Source organism: Bradyrhizobium sp. Mp27 (assembly GCF_029953005.1).
In the GTDB taxonomy this organism is placed as follows: domain Bacteria; phylum Pseudomonadota; class Alphaproteobacteria; order Rhizobiales; family Xanthobacteraceae; genus Bradyrhizobium; species Bradyrhizobium barranii.
The window spans coordinates 1-14,294 of record NZ_JASAUS010000167.1; the positions used below are offsets into that span (position 1 = coordinate 1).

Annotated in this window: 14 protein-coding genes; 2 read left to right on the forward strand and 12 right to left on the reverse strand. The window is 61.3% G+C overall.

Features of this window, described 5'->3' with window-relative positions; translation table 11 throughout:
• Together QJT78_RS42655 and QJT78_RS42660 are read left to right on the forward strand one after the other, a co-directional pair.
• On the forward strand, positions 1-511 hold a 511-nt coding region (locus QJT78_RS42655), incomplete at its 5' end, for a polysaccharide biosynthesis protein (protein WP_281460604.1).
• 2 nt (positions 512-513) lie between these two features.
• The gene (locus QJT78_RS42660) at positions 514-1,734 is read left to right on the forward strand and encodes a glycosyltransferase family 4 protein (RefSeq protein WP_212479356.1); all 1,221 of its coding nucleotides are present in this window, start codon (positions 514-516) and stop codon (positions 1,732-1,734) included.
• A 99-nt stretch (positions 1,735-1,833) separates the two neighbouring features.
• Here the strand turns inward: QJT78_RS42660 and QJT78_RS42665 are convergent, their stop codons facing one another.
• The 12 genes from QJT78_RS42665 to QJT78_RS42720 form a co-directional block, all read right to left on the reverse strand.
• Positions 1,834-2,766, reverse strand: coding sequence for an NAD-dependent epimerase/dehydratase family protein (locus tag QJT78_RS42665; RefSeq protein WP_038945208.1), 933 nt, complete (start codon positions 2,764-2,766; stop codon positions 1,834-1,836).
• Complete coding sequence (locus tag QJT78_RS42670) at positions 2,763-3,959, reverse strand: glycosyltransferase family 1 protein (protein WP_080586816.1); 1,197 nt, start codon at positions 3,957-3,959, stop codon at positions 2,763-2,765. Before QJT78_RS42670 ends, QJT78_RS42665 begins: the two co-directional genes overlap by 4 nt.
• Positions 3,956-4,882: an SDR family oxidoreductase gene (locus QJT78_RS42675; RefSeq protein ID WP_038945211.1), complete on the reverse strand. Its 927-nt coding sequence runs from the start codon at positions 4,880-4,882 to the stop codon at positions 3,956-3,958. The genes QJT78_RS42670 and QJT78_RS42675 overlap by 4 nt, the downstream gene beginning before the upstream one ends.
• Positions 4,883-4,884: 2 nt before the next feature.
• On the reverse strand, positions 4,885-5,736 hold the full coding sequence (locus QJT78_RS42680; RefSeq protein WP_038945212.1) for a class I SAM-dependent methyltransferase: 852 nt from the start codon (positions 5,734-5,736) through the stop codon (positions 4,885-4,887).
• Positions 5,726-6,226, reverse strand: coding sequence for an acyltransferase (locus tag QJT78_RS42685; protein WP_240537796.1), 501 nt, complete (start codon positions 6,224-6,226; stop codon positions 5,726-5,728). Before QJT78_RS42685 ends, QJT78_RS42680 begins: the two co-directional genes overlap by 11 nt.
• A 299-nt stretch (positions 6,227-6,525) precedes the next feature.
• Positions 6,526-7,614, reverse strand: a complete 1,089-nt coding sequence (locus QJT78_RS42690) for a glycosyltransferase (protein ID WP_038945214.1) — start codon at positions 7,612-7,614, stop codon at positions 6,526-6,528.
• Between the two features lie 3 nt (positions 7,615-7,617).
• On the reverse strand, positions 7,618-9,456 hold the full coding sequence (gene asnB / locus QJT78_RS42695; RefSeq protein ID WP_038945215.1) for an asparagine synthase (glutamine-hydrolyzing): 1,839 nt from the start codon (positions 9,454-9,456) through the stop codon (positions 7,618-7,620).
• A 2-nt stretch (positions 9,457-9,458) separates the two neighbouring features.
• Positions 9,459-11,012 carry an oligosaccharide flippase family protein gene (locus QJT78_RS42700; protein ID WP_038945216.1) on the reverse strand — a complete coding sequence of 518 codons (1,554 nt, stop codon included), beginning with the start codon at positions 11,010-11,012 and terminating at the stop codon, positions 9,459-9,461.
• A 41-nt stretch (positions 11,013-11,053) separates the two neighbouring features.
• The gene (locus QJT78_RS42705; protein WP_038945217.1) at positions 11,054-12,151 is read right to left on the reverse strand and encodes a DegT/DnrJ/EryC1/StrS family aminotransferase; all 1,098 of its coding nucleotides are present in this window, start codon (positions 12,149-12,151) and stop codon (positions 11,054-11,056) included.
• 11 nt (positions 12,152-12,162) lie between these two features.
• On the reverse strand, positions 12,163-12,633 hold the full coding sequence (locus QJT78_RS42710; protein WP_038945218.1) for an acyltransferase: 471 nt from the start codon (positions 12,631-12,633) through the stop codon (positions 12,163-12,165).
• Positions 12,630-13,691, reverse strand: coding sequence for a Gfo/Idh/MocA family oxidoreductase (locus QJT78_RS42715; protein ID WP_038945219.1), 1,062 nt, complete (start codon positions 13,689-13,691; stop codon positions 12,630-12,632). Before QJT78_RS42715 ends, QJT78_RS42710 begins: the two co-directional genes overlap by 4 nt.
• Positions 13,692-13,994: 303 nt before the next feature.
• The coding region (locus QJT78_RS42720; protein WP_281460605.1) for a hypothetical protein at positions 13,995-14,294 on the reverse strand (300 nt) is incomplete at its 5' end.

The window sequence follows — 14,294 nt, forward strand, 5'->3', positions numbered from 1 at the left end:
GCTGGCGTCGAACGGCTCGGTGGTGCCGAAGTTCAAGGCCCAGATCGAGGCCGGCGGCCCCGTGACGGTCACGCATCCCGACATGGTCCGCTACTTCATGACCATCCGCGAGGCCTGCGATCTCGTCATTACGGCGGCAACGCATGCGCTCGGAACGCAGCGTCCCGACGTCTCGGTCTATGTGCTCAACATGGGCCAGCCGGTGAAGATCGTCGATCTCGCCGAGCGCATGATCAGTCTCTCGGGCCTCCAGCCCGGCTACGACATCGAGATCGTGTTCACGGGCATGCGGCCGGGCGAGCGCCTGCACGAGATCCTGTTCGCTTCCGAGGAGCCGACCCGCGAGATCGGTGTCGCCGGCATCATGGCCGCGCAGCCGAACGAGCCGCCGATGCAGACGCTGCGCAAATGGATCGCTGCGCTGGAGCAGGCGATCGCGCGGGACGATCGGGCCACGATCAAGACGATCCTGAAGGATGCGGTTCCGGAATTCGGGTCGACCGCGGCTTGACCATGCAGTCTCAAGGCAAGATCGTCGTCGCGAGCCAGCATTACCCGCCTGATCCGAGCACGACCGCCGCGATCATGGCGGAGATCGCCTGCCGCGTCGCCGTCGACCACGAGGTCGTCGTGCTGTCGGGCTCGCCCGGCGAATTGCCGGCCTCGCAAACCGGACCGGGCAAGCCGCGCGTGATTGCCATCAAGAACCGGATGGCGGGAAAGGCCGCGCTGGTGCAGCGTGGATTGTCCGAGCTGCTGTTCGCGGCGCGCACCTTCTTCGCGCTGATCCGGGAGCTTAGGGCAGGTGACGTCGCGCTCACCGTCACCGCGCCGTTCATGCTGCCATATGCGGTGGCGGTGGCAGCAAGGCTGAGGGGTGCGCGCTCGGCGCTGATCATGCACGACCTCTTCCCCGATGTTCTCGTGATGGCGGAGATCCTGAAGCCCGGCTCGTTGGTGACGCTGACGATGCGCGCGGCCAACAGCCTGATGTTCCGCGCGCTCAATGCCGTCATCACCATCGGCCGCGATGCGGAGCGGCCGCTCTTGAGCTATTCCGGCATGAGGCGGAACAAGATCCGTTTCATCCCGAACTGGGCGACGCTGGTACCCGCGGCACGTCCCCTGGCGCCGGACAATCCGTTCCGTAAAGCGCTGTCCGCGCGATTCATTGTCGGCCTGTCGGGCAATCTCGGCTTCACCCATGATCCGGAGATCGTGTTCGAGGCGGCACGCCTTTTGAAAAACGAACCGGACATCCACTTCCTGCTGTCCGGCTGGGGCATCGGCTTCGAGCGGCTGAAGCAGTTGCAGGCTGAAGCGAACTTGCCGAATGTGTCCTTCGTGGCGCGGGTCGCGGATGCCGAGCTCGAGGCGTTCCTGGCGGCTGCCAATCTCTGGATCATTCCGTACCGGAAGGACGTGGCGGGGGTGTCGGTGCCGAGCCGGTTCTACAATCTGCTGGCGGTCGGCCGTCCCGTGGCGCTGGTCTCCGAGCCGGAGGCCGAGGCTGCGTTGACGGTGGTGGAGAACGGGCTCGGCTGGGTCGTGACGCCGGGCCGCGCCGATCAGCTCGCCGACGCAATCCGCACGGCATCCCGCTGCGACGCCGCCGCCATGGCCGAACGCGCGGTGAAGGCGGCAGCGAGATTCGACCGGACGACCGCGATGAACGCCTATGCCGGGCTGATCGACGAATTGTTGCGCAACCCCGATCTGGCGGAGCGACAATAAGCCACCACGCCCCTTCGCCAGAAGAGCTGCGACAGCTAGAGCAAAATTGGAGCGCAGCACCAAGGTCGCTAAGGTCAAACCTGCCTTTGCTGGAGGAGCTCAGCTCGATGGCCCGACGGCTAGCCGCAATCCCTCGGTCATGCTGAGCGGTGGCGCCCAGCCGGTCGACAGCGTGCCGGACGTATCAACTTCCATGGAGCCTAACAGGCTGTGGCGTAGCTCCGGCCGCATCGCCCTGAGAGCAAGTGCCAGCACCATCGAGGGAACCGGCAACAGGATGGCGGTCCGGTCCATCGCCTCGCCAATCCGGCGAACGAAAGCGGGGGTCGAGATCTGCTCGTCATCCGCAACCAGATAGACCCGGTACGCAGGCACCGCCTGTAGAGCGACCAGATGCGCGACAAAGGACGCGAGATTCTGCACGCTGACGAACGCCCGCTTGTTATCGACGAGGCCAAGTGGAAGCGGGATCCGCCGTCCGATCACGCCGACGAGGTAACGAAAATTGCCAAGCGCATCGCGCCCATACACCAACGGCGGACGCACCACAGCCACCCGCATCTTGGATTGGGCTGCCAGGCGCTGCAGGGCAGCCTCCGCCGCCGCCTTGGACTGTCCGTAAACGCCGCGCGGCACCACTGCGTCGTCCGGCTTGAACGCCCCTCGCCCATCGGTCGAGCTTCCGTTGACCAAGATCGTGCTCAGAAACACGAACGTGGACACCCCCGCCCGCGCGGCGGCATGGGCCAGTTGGATCGTGCCCTGCGTATTCACCGCGTCGTACAGCTCAGCGGCGTGCTCTTCATTGGGCTGGTGCACCCGAGCGGCCAGATGGACCACCGCGTCCACTCCCGCGAGCGCAGCGTCCCAATCGGTGGTCGGTCCGATCGAACCGACCACGACATCGTTCTCTCCGGCCCGGCCGGCCCGTAGCGCCCGGCGCACACGATAGCCGCGGCTCTCAAGCAACGGGACAAGATTGCGTCCGACAAATCCGGTTGCGCCGGTGACGAGGACGACCGTTTGATTCATGGCGGTGCGCGCTCCAGCAGACCTAGTCCATATCGATGCGCTCGAACGACCCGTTTAATGGTCGAGGAGAAGCTCTCGGCGAACTCCCGCACCCGCCCGCCCAACTGATCGTTCATCTCGCGCACCACAAACGCGGGGTGCGTGAAATCCTGCAAATGGGCGGCGAGCGCTGCGGCATCGTCGGTGCCAAAATAGCGGGCGCGCTCTCCAGCCTGCTCACGGTGCACGTCGATATCTGACAGCATCATCGGCACGCCGAACGATTTTGCTTCCTCGACCGTGGTGCTCCAGCCCTCGAAGCGAGATGGATTAATCAGCGCTGCGCTGGAACGCAGTAGGGCATAGACTTCGGCGAGCGGAATCATGCCGAGGTAGCGGAACTGCTGTGCCAGGCCGCGGCCTGCAGCTTCACGCACGATTTGATCGAGATATTCCGGATCATTCGGATCACCGCCGCCGGATGCAGCGACAACCGGATGGACGCCTCGCTGCGCAAGCAACGAAAGCGCGTCTAGGACAATCCTGTGATTCTTGTGGCGCCAGAACTGGTTGGGGACATAGAAGTACGTTCTCGGCAGATCATACTTCTGGAGCACTTCTACCGGATCCAGCTTGAGCAATTCGGCCGAAGGCTCGCTGGCGAACCTCACGATGGCGGTTCGGCCCTTCGTCCGGGGATAGTAAGAAAAGCAATCGCGCTCGGCGCTGCGGCTACTCAGAATGATGGTGCGGCCAGACAGGACCTGCAGCTGAAAACCCAATTCACGCCGTCGTCTCGCATTGTTAGAGAATAGATGCGGCAGCTGCCGATGTTGGAAATCAGGAATCCAAGCCACCGTCGGATAGGGAGACTTCCATCCGAAGAAGCGGGCGTTCTCCCAGACCGCATCGATCTTGTGGTTGCGAAAGCTGGCAATCGCACGGCGATCCTGAGCGAACATGGTCGGCAGCAACGAGGTCAGCGCAGGCCGATCCAAGTGCACAGAGCAAACAGTTTCGGCCCCCGGCACCTTTCGAATAGGCGCGAGTTCGCCAGCATCGTGAGCTTCGCTCGCAAACACCACGGGCGTGATAGCGCCCGGGCAGTATTTCGCAAGTGCGTGGAACAGGTTCAGTTGATAGTTGTAGCCGCCCGCCCAAGCCTTGCGAGAAATCAAGGTGAAGGCGAGCCGGATGGGGCGAGCGTCGCTCAATAGTTCTGCCCCTTGAACCAGCTTACATACTGAGTAATACCGTCCGGGACCGGGATGTGCCAACTGAACGGAAGGGCGGAAAGCTCCCCCGCGTCGGCGACTAGGCTGAAGGGATCGCCCGCACGGACCAGGCCCGAAAACCGAACTGCGATATCGCCGCCCCAGGCTTTTGTCACCATATCGGCGATCTCGGCAACGCTGGTAGGGATACCGCTGCCGCCATTCAGCACCTTCAGGGGCATCCCGTCAGTCCGTGCGACCCCCGCAAGCAGCCGCACGACATCCCGTACATCGATCCAGTCACGCGCTTCGTTGCCGGTGCCGCCCAGGACGAGCTCGCGCTGGCCTTGCGCTAGACGCGAACAGAGGTCCCAGAGCAACTGCTTGCGGAGTGAGGGACCGTACACTGAGAATAACCGGATGATGGTCGCGCGAATGCCGAACGAGATCGCGTAACTGCGGCAGAGCTGTTCCATAATTAGCTTGTGATGGCCATATGGCGACATCGGCCGCGTTTCGGCCTCCTCTGAGATCGCGCCAGCATGATGGGCGCCATAGACCGCCGCACTGGACGCGACAATCAACCGGCACTCGGGCGCCAAGCCGCGAAGCCATTCCAGCAATCGAGCCGTGCTCGCGACGGTGCGCGAAAAATCCTCAAGTGGCTGCGCGATCGACAATCCGACCGAAGATCCGCCCGCCAGGTGGAAAATCGTGGACGGCAGCCCGGATTGGCCGGCCAGCGTATTGAGATTGGCCGCGTCGATTTCCCCGTTCAGCCACTGCCCGAGACCGATGCGCTGCCGTTCAGATTCATTGATGGCGCCATGACCAATGCCATGTACGGCATGGCCGTGGTCAGCCAACACGCGCACCAGGTGTCGACCGATGAAGCCGTTGGCGCCCGTGATCCACATCGTCATGTTTACGCCTTGTGGCAGACAAATGAATAAAGCCGGCCCGGACGATTATCGAATGCTTCCGCCACCGACAGCAGCGACGTGAAGACGGCCTTGGAACCCAACGCGGCGCGCCACAATGGACCGGCGGGAATTTTCCGCGACAGCTTTTCCACAACAGCGGCCTGCAGGGTGTCAATCGTATAGGGAAACAGATTGATCGGGCTCTGCAATGGCGCGAGAATCTCTACCCGCTCAAACCCGGCTGCGCGAAGTGCACCGGTATAGCGATCGAGAAGAAACGCATGCTCGCCCCCATAGAGGTGATGCAGCGGATGCTGATCGAGGAACTGCCCGAGATCGGCTTCCTTGCTGATCACGTGCTCGCGCGCTGCGATGAAAATTCCGCCTGGACGAAGCACGCGAAACAGTTCACGGCAGGCGCCGTCGAGGTCGCGGGTGTGGTGCAGCACAGCGCGGGCGAATACGACATCGAACGCGCTATCGTCGAATGGCAGGCGCTCGGAAAACTCCTCGACGACTTCGATGGGCAGCTTGGCCTCGGCGGCCAGCGTCCGGATCGCCACCGCTCCGACGATGGCGCTGGGGTCCGGCTCGAGCGCGATGACTGCAAAGCCCTCGCGTGCGAGGGCGTAGCTGGCAATGCCGCGCCCGGCGCCTACGTCAAGCGCCCGGCCGCTACGGCCCCGCAGCAACTTTGAAACCGCCTGCCACTCGTCGCCGGCGAAATAACGTTCCGCCGCGGCGATTAAAGGGTCGTCATAGTAAGCGTCCAACACGAGTTGCCGCTGGTTAGGCTGATCACGTAGCCAGACGACCGCATCCTCCCACGTCGGCCTTTCGGAATCAGCGTTCATCGAAAGAAAGTTCTCTTATGATAACCGCGGGGTTGCCCCCCACAATTGTATATGGCGGGACATCTTTGGTAACGACGGCGCCCGCAGCGACGATGGCCCCCTCTTCAACAGTGACGCCGCGTAACACAAATGCACCGGCACCGATCCAGGCATCATCGCAAATTCTGACCGGACGTTCGCCGAGAGAAATCTTTTGTGGATGGCCGATCTGGTAGATTTGCTTAGTCTGTTCATGGCGATCAACGGCCCGCATCGGGTGAGTCAGGCTATCTAAAATGTTGACCGAATGCGAAATTAGTACGCGATTGCCAACAGTGACGGATGCCGCTGACCATATTCGCGTTCCCTCGCCCACATAACACCATTCGCCAATGTTAATTTGTCCGCCATGCGCAAAGACAAACAATTCACCGAACACATGTGTATTGGCGCCTATATTTATTTTTTCACTGTCTCCGCTGGCATTTTTTATTCTTGCGACGCTCGTCAAGACGGTACCCTGCCCAATGCGACAAGTAGCGCGTCCAATTAGCCGCTGGCCAAAGAGATGGAGATTTATCCGCTTCCGCATTTTGAGAATCGGACGCGTTATTGTCCTGAGTAGTCCGTTGAGTTCGCTCGTTGGAATATGCTCAGTGGCCACAATTCTTTACAATCTCTTGTCACGGTCGGAAGGCACCGCTTTTATAGCGTACGAGGTCATGAACTTCCAGTTGTTCTGCCCGCGAACTCATCATTTGTGCGCACGATCAAGGCCCAAATCCTCTGATCGGCGGACTCTCCGGGCAACTAGATCCTCACGACGAGATCGACAAACTGCTTCCATTGCGCAGCCTTGCCATAGGCCGCCGAGATCCGACTTCGTCCTCGGCCGGCCATCGCGGCCGATTCCGGCCAGCTTTCCAGACACTTTGAAGCGATTTCAGTCGCCTGCTCGGGACTAGCATAAATCTCCATGGTCAGCCCCGCTTCTATTCCGTCCGGATAGCTGCCGGCGTCGGACAAAAGGAGCGCGCCGCACCCCATGGCCTCAAAGCAGCGCATATTGCCGCGGTCGGTGCCGGCCATATCGACGGCGCCATTCAGCACGATCTTTGACGAACCGAGAAGTTCGTAAAACGATTTCCCGAATACCGGCGGTTGCGCGATGCTGGCAATGGCCTGGGGTCGCTGATGCTTTCTTAACGGCAGCAAGCTGCCGAGCGCGCTTTCCGCAAGCCATGTCAGCCGCGACGAGTCAAGGCAATACACTATCCGGCGGCTATCGGCCAAACTAGCCACCTGCTCGAGCGTCTTTGCCCGCGCGGTATGATGCCGCGAATACCCTCCGACAAAAAGCACGTCAATCGGCCGATCGCCATGACCATAGCTCTCCATCAGCGGGTCGAGCGCAGGAAAGAAAATCTCGGCGCGACAGCCGGTGCGGCGCCAGGAATCCAGGATCGAGGGAAAGTTTCCCAGCACCGCGCCATAAGCCGTCAGATCGGCCTTTCCCGACGGTGCAGCCCGCCAGCACAGCGTTTTTCTGACGCAGCCCGGAAGCTTGCGCACGAACGTGCTCGGATAGCGCACTGGATCCAGATTATAGAACACCTCGGTGCGGTGATGCTCGATCTGGGCGAGCAATATGGTCTCAAGCGGCGGCTTGCCCTGAATTCCCTGCTCGCGGGCCCAATGACGCTGCAGGGTTTCATCGTCACCATTGGTGAAGAAGGCCTCCGGCGCTTCGTCGAGTACCGGCTTGAGGAAATGCAGAGCGCCAAACCGATCATCCAAGAAAATGCGGCGCCGCTCGGCGAAACCGCGGGCTCCCGCGGCAAGCTGATTCAGGCGTTTTAGATAGGACGGATAGAGACCGCTATTCTGGAATAACCGCATGGGTTACGCATACCTCGCCAGCATCCACTTCATGTTCAGATACGGCCAGATTCGCCCGACCGTTTCCCAATCCCAGGTCCTGGAAGACGTCAGTCGTCTGACGGTCTTGCGCAGACCGGGCTCGTCCACCAGCTCGGTGAATGCCGGAACCTGCCGATCGAGCAAATCGGCCGTCCAGCCGGAAAGCGGCCCGTTCAACCACTCTGGCATCGGCGAATTGAAGCCGACCTTGCGGCGTCCCATGCGAATAGACTCCGGCATATGTTTGGCCATCGCACGCCGCGCGACGACCTTGGTGTAGCCATCGGATGCCTTGCTGGAATCCGGGAGCGCCATCGTGTAGGTCACCAGGCGCCAGTCCATGAACGGCATCCGGACCTCTATTCCGTGCGCCATCGAAAGGCGGTCGAAATTTCGCAAGATCGTCGGCAAGATGGTGCAGTGGAACATTCGATAGAGGCGCTGGTTCAATGACCCCCAGTCACGCGGCAGTGGGTCGTCGTCGCCGACCAGGCTGAACTGAGCCGGGATACCACGCAGACCGCCGCGTAAAAAATAATGCCCCTGCCGCTTGATCATCAGCGTCCGCATCAAATCCACGCCACGCCTGGCAATTGCCGAACTGGACGACAGACCCGCGAGTGCATTTCTGGCCCAAAACGCCGTCGATTGCCCCTCCTGCAGGTAGGCTCCCATCAACTCATCCGCCCCGTGGCCATCCAGCGATACCGTCACGTTCTGGCGCCTGAGCTCCTGATAAATCAACCAGGCCGCGCTTGGCAGCCCGATATAGACGTCGTCATTGTCGTCCAAAATCCGGTCGATATCGGCCAGCGCGTCGTTCCGGCCGATTTCAAGGAAGGACGGCGCGACGTCTGCCCAGGCGGCGGCTTCCTCGGCCATGGGCCGCTCGTCATTTATGGCGCCGGGAAAGGTCGCAACGAAGGCGTGGCGCCAGGAGGCATTGTCGCGCGGTCCCATCCCCGCTTTTTCATGCGCCGCCATGGTGCAGATCACGGCTGACGAATCGAACCCGCCTGACAAACATGTTCCGATCGGGACATCGCTGCGCATCCGCAGTGCGACGGCATCCTGGAACAGTTCGCGAAAGCGTTCGACGCGCTCGCCCTCCGTGGCCGGCACCTCCGGCAGATGATCCACGGTGCGCCACCAGCGCCGGATCTCCAATCGCCCGTGACGAAGCCACATGCAGTGACCAGGCTGCAGGCGGCGCACCTTCCGGCAGAGCGTCCGTTCGCTTCCTTCCACCCCGAAAGCATCAATCAACAGCCGCCGTGCGACATCGACATCCAGCGCGGTGTCGATCAGGCCGCTTCGCACCAGCGCGCGTTGCTCGGATGCGAAAACAAAGCGCTCTGGCGACCACGAATACAACAGCGGCTTGATACCGAAACGGTCGCGCGCGAGAAATAAGCCCTCCGTCTCTGTATCGAAGATCGCCAGCGCCCACATTCCGTTGAAGCGCGACAACATCCCCTCCTGCCACGCCCGCCACGCGGCGAGAATGACCTCAGTGTCGGACTGGCTGCGAAAGACCGCGCCCTGCGCCTCTAGCTCGCGCCGAAGCTCGAGGAAATTGTAGATTTCGCCATTGAACACGATCACATGACGACCGTCGGCGGATACCATGGGCTGAAAGCCACCCTCGCCGGGATCGATGATCGCCAACCTGCGGTGGCCGAAAGCCAGGTTTCGGTTGGCGCTGAACCAGGTTCCCTCGCCAAACGGGCCGCGATGCGCAAGCAGGTTCGTCAGCCGCGAAATTTCCGCGGGATCGACCGGGTTGCCGCGAATATTAAGGATGCCAGCAATCCCGCACATGGTTACGTAGCCCTCAGAGGTAAGAAACGAGTAGCGATGACGCGCAAATCCCGCCAGCAGACGGCGCCGTGCGGGCCAACCCGCGAAGCCGTAACGACGACGACGAAAATAATGGCGGCCGCAACGCAATAGAGCCCCCCCACATACCACCAGTGCGGCAAATGGTCGAATAACGCGTCGCGAAGCGCATATCGCAACGCAAGGGCGGTCGCAATGCCGGTTCCGAGCGGCAGCAATACGAAATGGGCCACGCGCGACCACATGCCGGCGATGCTGAAACTTCGTCGCAGCAGCAGGTTGGTCGCGACGATTTGGGCGCTCATGCCGACGCAGGCGCTCCAGCCTGCTGCCTGCCATCCGAAATAGGGCAGCGCGATTGCGCTGGTGGCCACGGTAAACACCGCTGTCACCAGCGAGATCAATGCAATGGAGCGGGACTGGCCGTGCGCCAGAAGATAGAATGCGAAGACATTGGCGCTGCATCCAAGCATGCCGGCAATCGCGAGCACGACCAACACCCGCTGGGCTTCAGCCGCCACTTCCGGGCCAGTCCATAGATAAAGCAGCGGGCCGGCGACCGGAACCAGGGCCCCGAGGGCGCTCGCCGCAAGCACATTGAGGATCCAGGAGGAGCGAAACAACAGTTCGGCTTTCCGATCGCTGGATTCTCTTTGCAAGGTGCTGAAAAACGGGAACAGGATTTCGCCGACTTTCAGGATGCCAATATACATGGCCTCTTCGAGCCGCTGCGCGATGGTATAAAATCCGACAAACTGCGGCTGCAACAGCGCGCCCAGCAGGTATCGATCCACCTGCCCCGAGAGCAGCCCCCCACCTTGGGCGGCGAGTTGCCAGGATCCCACATCGACGAGATCGCCAAGCGGGCCGCGATGAAGCGCTGGACGCGCCAGCCATTCGCCGAGCCGCAGACGCGACAGCACGAACACCATCAGCAGACCTGTCGCAAAGCCCAGCGCCTGGCAGCCGAGAAACGTCGACGCCTGGGGCCAGAACGGGATCAGCACCACCATCGAGCCCGTCGCGACGACGGCGCTCGTAATGTTGATCGAGGAAATCCGCCGATAATCCTGGCGCGCTGTGAACAGCGTGAGAAACACCGCCGAAAGGCACTGGCACAGCCACCCGACAGCCCCCAGGGCAAAAGCGCGTCCGAGATCGTTGGCACTGTCGCCGCTCAGATGAAACGCAAGGCGCGCGAGTGGCGGCCCAGCCGCGACAAAGCCGATCACGATCAGCCCCCCGATCCCGACGGCCAGCAGCAACGCCGTGGCGAAGAAACGTCGGGCATCGTCGCGTTCGGCCGGCGCCAGGCGGTGGGCAAGTTCACGCGCGGTCGATAATGCGAGGGCATTGCTGAATGCCAGAGCGGGCGCGAGACAGGCCATCACCAGACCGGCGACGCCAAACGCGGCGAGGCCCAGCCGGAAGACGACGAACGGCAGGATCACCAGATTCAAGCCAACACCGATGACAAAGGCCGCCGCATTCCATGCGGAATTTCCCAATAGACGAAAACTGCCGTCCGGCTCAGCCATGTGGGCGATCAGGCCTCTGGTTGTCTTGATTGCTGCGGAATTCAGAACGTTCGAATCAGATCGATAACTTCGCTCTGCTGCTCCCGCGTGATCTCCGCGAACATCGGCAGTGACAATATCTGGCCCTGATCCTGATGCGCGTTCGGAAACTGCTCGGGGAGGTGCTTGAACCGTCCATAGGCGGCGAGGAACGGCAGCGCCGTCGGGTAGTTGATCGCGGTCTGAACGCCCTTGGCGCCGAGATACGCGGCCAGCGCATCACGGCGCGGATGCTTGATCGTGTAGAGGTGATAGACATGGGTGCGGTCCCCCGCAACCGAAGGCACAACGACACCCTCGATCTGGTTGAGGCCGGCGTCGTAAACCTTTGCAGCCTCCTGGCGCGCCCGGGTCCAAGCCGGCAAATGCGGCAGCTTGGCCGACAGGATAGCGGCCTGCAGGCCGTCGAGCCGGCTGTTGATGCCCTCGATCTGGTGCTGGTGTTTGACGAGGCCGCCATGGCGAGCCAGCATAGTCATGTGCTCGGCCAACGCCTCGTCATTGGTGACGATGGCGCCGGCATCGCCCATCGCGCCCAGGTTCTTTCCCGGATAGAACGAATAGGTCGCCGCCTGCCCGAAGGTGCCGATCTGCCGGCCCTTGTAGCGCGCCAGATGTGCCTGCGCACAGTCCTCGATTACCCATAGCTTGTGCTTGCGCGCGATCGCCATGATCGCGTCCATGTCCGCCGGCTGTCCGTACAGATGCACCGGAATGATGCCGACCGTTCGCGGCGTAATCGCAGCTTCGATCGCCGCCGGATCAATGGTGAAGTTCGCGCCGTCGGTGTCGCAAAATACCGGCGTTGCGCCGGCATGTGTGATCATCGCCGATGTGCTGATCCACGAATGCGCCGTGGTGATGACCTCGTCGCCGGGCTGCACCTTGAGTGCCGACATCGCAATATAGAGCGCGTCGGTCCCGTTGGCGCAGGACACGCAATGCTTGATATCGACTGCTTTGGCGAAGTCTCGCTCGAAGGCATCGACGTAGGGTCCGCGAATGAAGGAATTGTCACGAATTACCGCGGCTATCGCCGCATCGATATCGCCCTTGATGTTTTGATACTGCAGCTGCAGATCCGCATAAGGTACCGGCATGAATCCACCTTCTACTTCCGGGGCGCCAACCGGCGCGCGGGATTTCCGGCATAAGTGCCGGCGGCCGCGATGTCCTTGGTGACGACCGAACCCGCCCCGATCACCACATCGTCGGCAATGCGCACCGGCATGATGGTGGCGTTAGAGCCGATTGACACTCGGTTACCTATCACTGTGTTCCGCCACAACGTCTTGTCGCCGCGGGCCGGGCCGCCGGTGGCGAAGGTATCATTGATGAACATCACGCCGTGACCGACAAAGCAATCCTCGCCGATCGTCACCAGTTCGCAGATGAAAGCGTGCGACTGCACGCGGGTTCGCGCGCCGACGACAGCGCCGGTCTGTATCTCGGTGAACGGGCCGACGAAACAGTCATCCGCGATCTCGCACCCGAAGAGATTGCAGGGCTCGACTAATTTGACCCGCTGACCGAATTTGACGTCCCGCACTCCGGCTTGGTGGACTTGCGGCCTGCCGCTCACGAGAGCACACCGAGCCTGCTCCGCCGCGGCTCGAAGCGAAGCGCAACTTCCTGTCCCGTCTCGATCGACTCGTAGAGCGCAGAGATGAGTTCGAGACTCTTGCGACCTTGCAACCCGTCGACCAGCGCGGCGCGTTGGTGCAGCAGACAATCTACCACGTGCTCATAGTAGGCCTGGTGTCCGAAGCCGTAGACGTTAGGCGGATTGACCGAATACCTCTCGACGACGACCTTGTCGATCGGCAGCTCATCGACGAAGCGCCAGTGCCTGATCTCGTTGACCGCAAAGCCGGCGATCTCCACAGCGCCCTTCTCTCCCAGGATCGAGAGAGAGCCTTCAAGATCCCTTGGGCGGACTGCGGTAGTTGCTTCGATGATTCCCAATGCACCATTGCGAAACTTCAGGGTGGCCACAGCAGTATCTTCGGTTTCGACCTTGACCAGCGCTGTCGTGGCTCGCGCGTGGACGCTCACAACATCGCCGAAAAACCACTCTAGCATGTCAATGTGATGGCTGGCTTGGTTCGTGAGCACGCCGCCGTCATAGGCCCAGGTGCCCCGCCAGGAGTCGAGGTCGTAATAGCTCTGGTCGCGGCACCAACGCACCCGCACCGTGCCGAGGACCAACCGTCCAAACCGGCCAGCTTCCAAAGCCTCACGGGCTTTCACGATTGGCACGTTGAACCTGTTTTGCTTGACTACGAACAGCTTGACACCGGCCTCGTCACAGGCGCGGATCATGGCGTCCGCATCCTGCAACCGTAGGGCCATGGGCTTTTCAACGATCACGTGCTTGCCGGCCTTGGCGCAGGCGATCGCGTGCTGGGGGTGGAGCCCACTGGGCGTAAGCACCGCGACGGCATCGATGTCCTTCTGCAATAGGAAGTCATTCAAATCGTAAAAGGCCGGGACGGAAAACCTTGATGCGACGGCATCGGCCCGCTCGGCAATCGAATCGCACACCGACACGAGCGTAGCACCCTTGATTTGGCCCCCACCGAGCAGGTCGGAATGACGCTTGGATATGCGTCCGCAACCGAGCAGTCCAAACCGAATCATCAGCCGATCCTATTTGCGCGAATGAGAGGCAGCCGCATCGAGGCACAGCCATAATCGAGGCACAGCCATATTAGCGGCAAAACTACCCACTGCGCCAGATGTGCCCGCGCCAAGACACCTCCGGCACCGAGAAGCCATAAACCTCTTCCCAAGGGGCACGCTCTATACGAAAAAGCTTTTCGGAATCAAGTTACTGTGTAAAAAAACGTTACTTCTATATTCTCAACCGGCAGTGATGAGTGGGTACCTGAGGTGGAACCCATCGGAGGCGCGATGAACGCAAGCGATCTACTGAAGGTAGCACTATTGTACCATCGCTCGTTTCTGGCTATATTCGGATTGTCCTTTGCTGGCTTGCTCCTCTTCGTATTGACGGTTCCGAAGCAGCTGGTTGCTGTCAAGACAGTAGTGCAAGTCCCAACCTCCTTTACGAACGGAAAGCCAGAGCCACTTGAGTCGGCCGATCAAATCGCCGGCCGTGCTGCCATGCTCTACAGAGCTGGCCCCGCAAATTCGGACAGTAGCTTGAGTGGATTTTCTGCCTGACAGCGGCGAGGATTCTTGCTGCGAATCAGGAGCGAAGATGACGAAGAAGAGCCGCCG

What these genes read in the sequence shown, in the direction of transcription:
- QJT78_RS42660 (WP_212479356.1), top strand. Translation starts at nt 514, where the DNA reads ATGCAGTCTCAAGGCAAGATCGTCGTCGCGAGCCAGCATTACCCGCCT.
- asnB (WP_038945215.1), bottom strand. Translation starts at nt 9,456, where the DNA reads ATGTGCGGGATTGCTGGCATCCTTAATATTCGCGGCAACCCGGTCGAT.
- QJT78_RS42715 (WP_038945219.1), bottom strand. Translation starts at nt 13,691, where the DNA reads ATGATTCGGTTTGGACTGCTCGGTTGCGGACGCATATCCAAGCGTCAT.
- QJT78_RS42690 (WP_038945214.1), bottom strand. Translation starts at nt 7,614, where the DNA reads ATGCGGTTATTCCAGAATAGCGGTCTCTATCCGTCCTATCTAAAACGC.
- QJT78_RS42680 (WP_038945212.1), bottom strand. Translation starts at nt 5,736, where the DNA reads ATGAACGCTGATTCCGAAAGGCCGACGTGGGAGGATGCGGTCGTCTGG.
- QJT78_RS42705 (WP_038945217.1), bottom strand. Translation starts at nt 12,151, where the DNA reads ATGCCGGTACCTTATGCGGATCTGCAGCTGCAGTATCAAAACATCAAG.
- QJT78_RS42675 (WP_038945211.1), bottom strand. Translation starts at nt 4,882, where the DNA reads ATGACGATGTGGATCACGGGCGCCAACGGCTTCATCGGTCGACACCTG.
- QJT78_RS42700 (WP_038945216.1), bottom strand. Translation starts at nt 11,012, where the DNA reads ATGGCTGAGCCGGACGGCAGTTTTCGTCTATTGGGAAATTCCGCATGG.
- QJT78_RS42665 (WP_038945208.1), bottom strand. Translation starts at nt 2,766, where the DNA reads ATGAATCAAACGGTCGTCCTCGTCACCGGCGCAACCGGATTTGTCGGA.